This is a genomic window from Pseudomonas sp. 22526 (assembly GCF_052044735.1).
Lineage (GTDB): Bacteria > Pseudomonadota > Gammaproteobacteria > Pseudomonadales > Pseudomonadaceae > Aquipseudomonas > Aquipseudomonas piscium.
Genome location: NZ_JBQENK010000034.1, coordinates 1 through 5,562 on the forward strand (window position 1 = coordinate 1; position 5,562 = coordinate 5,562).

Sequence of the window (5,562 nt, forward strand, 5' to 3'; positions counted from 1 at the left end):
CAGCCTGCGGCAGTGGCTACAAAAGCCTTCATCAGGCGGTCATGAAGTTGTGAGCGCCTTACCCCCAATCTCTGTGGAGCTGCTTGTGGATAACCTGAGCGCAAGCCGCTACAGGCCATGCTGGCTGTGCCTTACAGACAGGCGATCATTTTTTGATCAGGCCCACTAAGCACTGCTGAATGCTGCGAAGCGGGAGTGCCAACAGTGATGTTGCTGGAGGTCCTGCGGACCTTTCGCAGCCTGCGGCAGCGGCTACAAAAAGCTTCATCAGGCGGTCATGAAACTGTGAGTGCCTTACCCCCAATCTCTGTGGAGCTGCTTGTGGATAACCTGAGCGCAAGACTCTGCAGGCTATGGGATACAAGCCCTGCAGAGCACTGAACGTTTTTTGATCAGCCCCCTGTTATAAGCCGCTGCGGGACGCATGGAGCATTGGCGGCGGGCCTGCCTCGGGTAGAATGCCTGGCTTATTCCGCCACGCCGCCGCCCGCCATGACCTTATCCAGCACCGCCCTGCCCCATCACGTCGCCATTATCGGTGGCGGCCCCGCCGGCCTGATGGCGGCCGAGGTGCTGAGCCTGGCGGGCATCCGCGTCGATCTCTACGACGGCATGCCCTCGGTGGGCCGCAAGTTCCTGCTGGCCGGGGTCGGCGGGATGAACATCACGCACTCCGAGGCCTACCCGGTCTTCCTCTCGCGTTATGCCGAACGGGCCCCGCAGATTGCCCCGCTGTTGCGCGAATTCGGCAGCGAGGCGCTGTGCCAATGGATTCACGGCCTGGGCATCGACACTTTCGTCGGCAGCTCGGGCCGGGTGTTCCCCACCGACATGAAAGCCGCGCCGTTGCTGCGCGCCTGGCTCAAGCGCCTGCGCGACGCCGGCGTGGTTATCCACACCCGCCATCGCTGGCTCGGCTGGAATGCCGATGGCAGCCTGCGCATCCACAGCCCGGAAGGCGAAAAGTCGGTTCAGGCCGACGCCCTGTTGCTGGCGCTGGGCGGCGGCAGTTGGGCACGGCTGGGTTCGGATGGGGCCTGGATGCTGCCGCTGGAACAGCGCGGCGTGCAACTGGCCCCTCTGCAACCGAGCAACTGCGGGTTCGAAGTGCAGGACTGGAGCGACCTGCTGCGCAGCAAGTTCGCCGGCGCGCCGCTGAAGAACGTGGCCATCGGCCTGAACGACGACATCCCCCGCCTCGGCGAATGCGTGATCACCACCACCGGGATCGAGGGCAGCCTGATCTACGCGCTGTCGGCGCCGATTCGGCAAGCCATCAACCGCCACGGTTCGGCCACGGTACATATCGACCTGCTGCCGGGCAAACCCCATGACCGGATCCAGGTCGCGCTGAGCAAGCCTCGGGGCTCGCGCTCCATGGCCAAGCACCTGCACAGCCAGTTGGGCATCGACGGGGTGAAAGCCGCGCTCTTGCGTGAACTGACCAGCGCCGACTGCTTCGCCGACCCGGCGCTGCTGGCCAAGGCGATCAAGGCCCTGCCGTTGACCCTGGTGAAAACCCGACCGCTGGACGAAGCCATCAGCAGCGCCGGCGGCGTGACGTTCGAGGCCATGGATCAACGCTTGATGCTCAAGCAATTGCCAGGTGTGTTCTGCGCCGGAGAAATGCTCGACTGGGAGGCACCCACCGGCGGCTACCTGCTCACCGCGTGTTTCGCCAGCGGGCGGGCGGCGGGGTTGGGGATGATCGAGTGGTTGCGGGAAAAGGCCTGAGGCCGGCGTACATCCTGTAGCCGCTGGCGCAGCCTGCGATCGGCTTGGGCGGCATTCCGACGTAGCGGCCGCAAAACCAAACGACGCGTTTTTTCCAGGAAGACCGAGTCGTTTGGTTTTACGAGGACTGCGTCCTCGATCGCAGGCTGCGCCAGCGGCTACAGAGGCGGCGTTATGGCTTACGCTTGCGCGGCCCGGTGTTGAACGCCGGCACCTTGCGCACCGGCTTCACCGCTGGCGCTTCGGCCACTTCGCCGCTGTCCACCCACTTGCCCAGGTTGCGCTTGCCGCCACCGCCGGAAGTCTTGGGCTTCTTCGGTTTTTTCGGCTTCTTGATCACCTGGCCGCTGGCGTCAGTTTCCGGCACCCGGTGCTCCGGGATGAAGTCCGGCTCGTCATGGCGCTTGAGGGTCTGGCGGGTCAGCATCTCGATGGCCGACAACAGGTTCACTTCATCGGCGCACACCAGCGAGATCGCCTCACCGGTGGAACCGGCGCGGCCGGTACGGCCGATGCGGTGGATGTAATCCTCGGCGACGATCGGCAGGTCGAAGTTGACCACCAGCGGCAGGTCCTCGATGTCCAGGCCACGGGCCGCCACATCGGTGGCCACCAGGATCTGGATCTCGCTGGCCTTGAAGCGGTCCAGCGCGCGCTGGCGGGTGGCCTGGGGTTTGTCGCCATGGATGCCGTCGGCATTCACGCCCTGGCCCTGCAGCCTTTCCACCAGCGCATCCACGCCGTTGCGGGTCTTGGCGAACACCAGCACCTGCTTCCAGCGGTTCTTGCGCAGCAGGTGGCTGAACAGCTCCGGCTTGCGCTTCTTGTCCACCGTCACCACCCATTGCTTGACGGTGTTGGCGGCGACGTTGCGCGGGCTGACTTCGATGCTCAGCGGGTCGTTGAGCATCTGCCCGGCCAACAGGCGGATGGCGTCGGAGAAGGTCGCGGAGAACAGCAGGGTCTGGCGCTTTTTCGGCAGTGCCGCGTAGATGTCCTTCAGTTCTTCGGAGAACCCCAGGTCGAGCATGCGGTCGGCTTCGTCCAGCACCAGGGTCTGCAACTGGCTGAACTTCACCGCGTTCTGCCGGTACAGGTCGAGCAAACGACCCGGAGTCGCCACCAGCAGGTCAATGCCTTTGCGCAGCTTCATCATCTGCGGGTTGATGCTGACGCCGCCGTATACCGCGTAGGTGCTCAGCGGCAGGTGTTCGGCGTACTGGCGCACGCTCTCGTGCACCTGTTCGGCCAGCTCGCGGGTCGGCACCAGGATCAGCGCGCGCACCGAGTTGCTGGCCACTTTCGGCCCTTCCATGGTCAGCGATTGCAGGAGCGGCAAGGCGAAGCCGGCAGTCTTGCCAGTGCCGGTCTGGGCCGCGGCCATCAGGTCGCGACCGCCCAGCACCGCCGGAATGGCTTGCGCCTGCACCGGTGTCGGGGTCTGGTAGCCAAGCGTTTCGAGGGCGCGCAGCAAGGGTTCGATCAGGCCAAGAGTGGCGAATGTCATGGGGATACCGTAGGGAAAAAGTCAGCGCAGGTGTGCAATGGGCGGCAGTTTACCCTAATTCAGGCGGGTTTCTTTCGGGCTGACGAGTTGCCCTGCCTCCCGCCGTTACGGGTCACCGGGCGGCAAGCAGCGATAATCCTGGTAGACGCGCCTTGAGCTGCCGGGAGAGGATTCACCTCTTTCATCCCCATCGCCCCGCTGAAGATCCAGGAGCCTGACCTGTATGGACACACCCAACCCCTTCCAGACACCGGCCGCCGAGTTGCAGACCCCGGCTGCGGCGACCGCGCCATTGCGCCTGTACAGCATCAATGCCGTCGGCCTTGCCACCTTCCTCGGCACTTCCGTGGCGGGTGCCTACATGATCACCGCCAACCTCAAGGCACTCGGTCGCGAAAGCGAAGTGAAGAAGGTCTGGTATGTCGGTATCGGCCTGCTCATCCTGATGATGGTGCTGGGCGCAGTGTTGCCGGAAAGTGTTCCTGCCGTGGCCTTCGTACTGCCACCGCTTTTTGCGATGAACACCTACGCGCGCCAGCTCTTCGGTCCGGTCGTCATCGAACACAAACTCAGCAAGGGGCCTTTCTTCTCGTTGTGGCGCGTCGCCGGGATCAGCCTGCTGTTCATGCTGGCCTTCGTCGTGGCGCTGATACCGCTGGTGATGCTGTTCAACCCGGCCTGATTACGACAGGCTGGAACAAAAAACGCCGGGCAATGCCCGGCGTTTTTGATTGCGCGCCAACAGACCGCCTCAAGCGGTGGCTTCTTCCTGTATCGCAGCGGCTTTTGGCTTGCGCCACTGTGGCAGGCCGATCAGCACCACGGCACTGATGATCACCACCATCGCCAGCGCCTCCTCCAGGCCAATGGTCTCGCCGACAAAGACTATCCCCAGCAGCACCGCCACCGCCGGGTTGACGTAGGCATAGCTGGTGGCCGCCGCCGGGCGCACGTGCTTGAGCAGGTACATGTAGGCGTTGAAGGCAATGATCGAGCCGAAGCCGGTCAGGTACGCCAGGGCTACCCAGCCTTCGATGGGCGGAACGCCGGCCAGTTGCTCGCCGCTCAACCAACTGCCGACCAGCAGCACCACGCCGCCCACCAGCATCTCGGCGGCACTGGCCATCGCCCCTTGCGGCAACGGCAGGTGTTTGCTCCACACCGAACCGAAGGCCCAGGCCGCCGCCGCGAACACCAGCAGGGCCGCGCCAGTCGGGCTCGACTGCAGGTTGGAACCGAGGTTGAGCATGGCGATGCCGATCAGCCCGAGGACGATCCCGGCCCATTCCAGGCGGGTGTTGCGCGCGCCCCAGAAGTAACCGCACAGCAGGGTGAACAGCGGCACCGTGGCCACCGCCAGGGCCGCCACTCCGGACGCCACGCCCATGTGTTCGGCGACAGTGACCGCGCCATTGCCGCAGCTCAGCAGCAGGATGCCGATCCCCCCTGCCGCCCGCCATTGCGCCCAGGTCGGTGCCGGCGCCCCGCGCCAACGCAGGAAGCCGTACATCAGGCTGCCGGCGATGACGAAACGGATACCGGCGAGCATCAGCGGCGGCCAGTATTCGACACCGATACGGATCACCAGGTAGGTCGACCCCCAGATCACGTACAGCGCAAAAAAGGCGGCAATCAAGGGCAAGGGAAAACGGCGTAGGCCAGGCATGGGAAGCTCGAAGACAGGCAAGGGAGAGGGCTTATTCTAGAAAGCCGGCCGACGGAACTTAAGCTACAAAACCTGTTTAAAGCGCCAGTACACTTTTCAAAACATGGAGATTCTGGCTATAACCCATGCTTTCGAAAGTCGCTGTGTTTGGAAGCCTTATCATGGACAAATATGACCGCATGCTCCTCGCCGCCCTGCTGGAAAATGGCCGGGCGAGCTACGCCGAGTTGGCGCGCAAGGTGAACCTCTCCGCCCCGGCCGTGGCCGAACGGGTGGCCAAACTCGAAGCCAGCGGAGTGATCACCGGCTACCAGGCCAAGGTCGACCTGGCCAAGCTCGGGCTGCCGATCCAGTGCGTGATCGAACTGCGCATGGCCCAGCACGGCAATCAGAAGGCCTACGACGAACTGAGCCGGATCCCGCAACTCACCGAATGCCAGCGGGTCACCGGCGATCCGTGCGTGATCATGCGCGCCGCCGTCGGCTCGATGCCGGAGCTGGAAGAGCTGATCAACCGCGTCGCCCAGTTCGGCTTCAGCAAGACCTCGATCGTGCTCTCCAGTGCCATCGAACAGCGCGTGCCGCTGGGGCACCTGGAGAACAACGGCAAGTGAGCCAATCCACGCCGCCTGTAACCGCCTGTAGCCGCTGCCGA

The 5,562-nt window shown here is 64.1% G+C and carries 5 protein-coding genes; 3 read left to right on the forward strand and 2 right to left on the reverse strand.

Features of this window, described 5'->3' with window-relative positions; translation table 11 throughout:
* Positions 1-492 precede the first annotated feature (492 nt).
* Positions 493-1,734, forward strand: a complete 1,242-nt coding sequence (locus ACTJKT_RS30245; RefSeq protein WP_440790186.1) for a TIGR03862 family flavoprotein — start codon at positions 493-495, stop codon at positions 1,732-1,734.
* Between the two features lie 172 nt (positions 1,735-1,906).
* Here ACTJKT_RS30245 and ACTJKT_RS30250 read toward each other — a convergent pair whose 3' ends face one another.
* The gene (locus tag ACTJKT_RS30250) at positions 1,907-3,241 is read right to left on the reverse strand and encodes a DEAD/DEAH box helicase (protein WP_063433129.1); all 1,335 of its coding nucleotides are present in this window, start codon (positions 3,239-3,241) and stop codon (positions 1,907-1,909) included.
* A 223-nt stretch (positions 3,242-3,464) separates the two neighbouring features.
* Here ACTJKT_RS30250 and ACTJKT_RS30255 point away from each other — a divergent pair, with 223 nt between their 5' ends.
* Complete coding sequence (locus ACTJKT_RS30255; RefSeq protein WP_440790189.1) at positions 3,465-3,923, forward strand: hypothetical protein; 459 nt, start codon at positions 3,465-3,467, stop codon at positions 3,921-3,923.
* Between the two features lie 69 nt (positions 3,924-3,992).
* Here the strand turns inward: ACTJKT_RS30255 and yedA are convergent, their stop codons facing one another.
* Positions 3,993-4,907: a drug/metabolite exporter YedA gene (yedA, locus tag ACTJKT_RS30260; protein ID WP_440790191.1), complete on the reverse strand. Its 915-nt coding sequence runs from the start codon at positions 4,905-4,907 to the stop codon at positions 3,993-3,995.
* A gap of 161 nt (positions 4,908-5,068) precedes the next feature.
* Between yedA and ACTJKT_RS30265 the strand changes: the two genes are divergently transcribed.
* Positions 5,069-5,521: an Lrp/AsnC family transcriptional regulator gene (locus tag ACTJKT_RS30265; protein ID WP_124337270.1), complete on the forward strand. Its 453-nt coding sequence runs from the start codon at positions 5,069-5,071 to the stop codon at positions 5,519-5,521.
* Positions 5,522-5,562 lie beyond the last annotated feature (41 nt).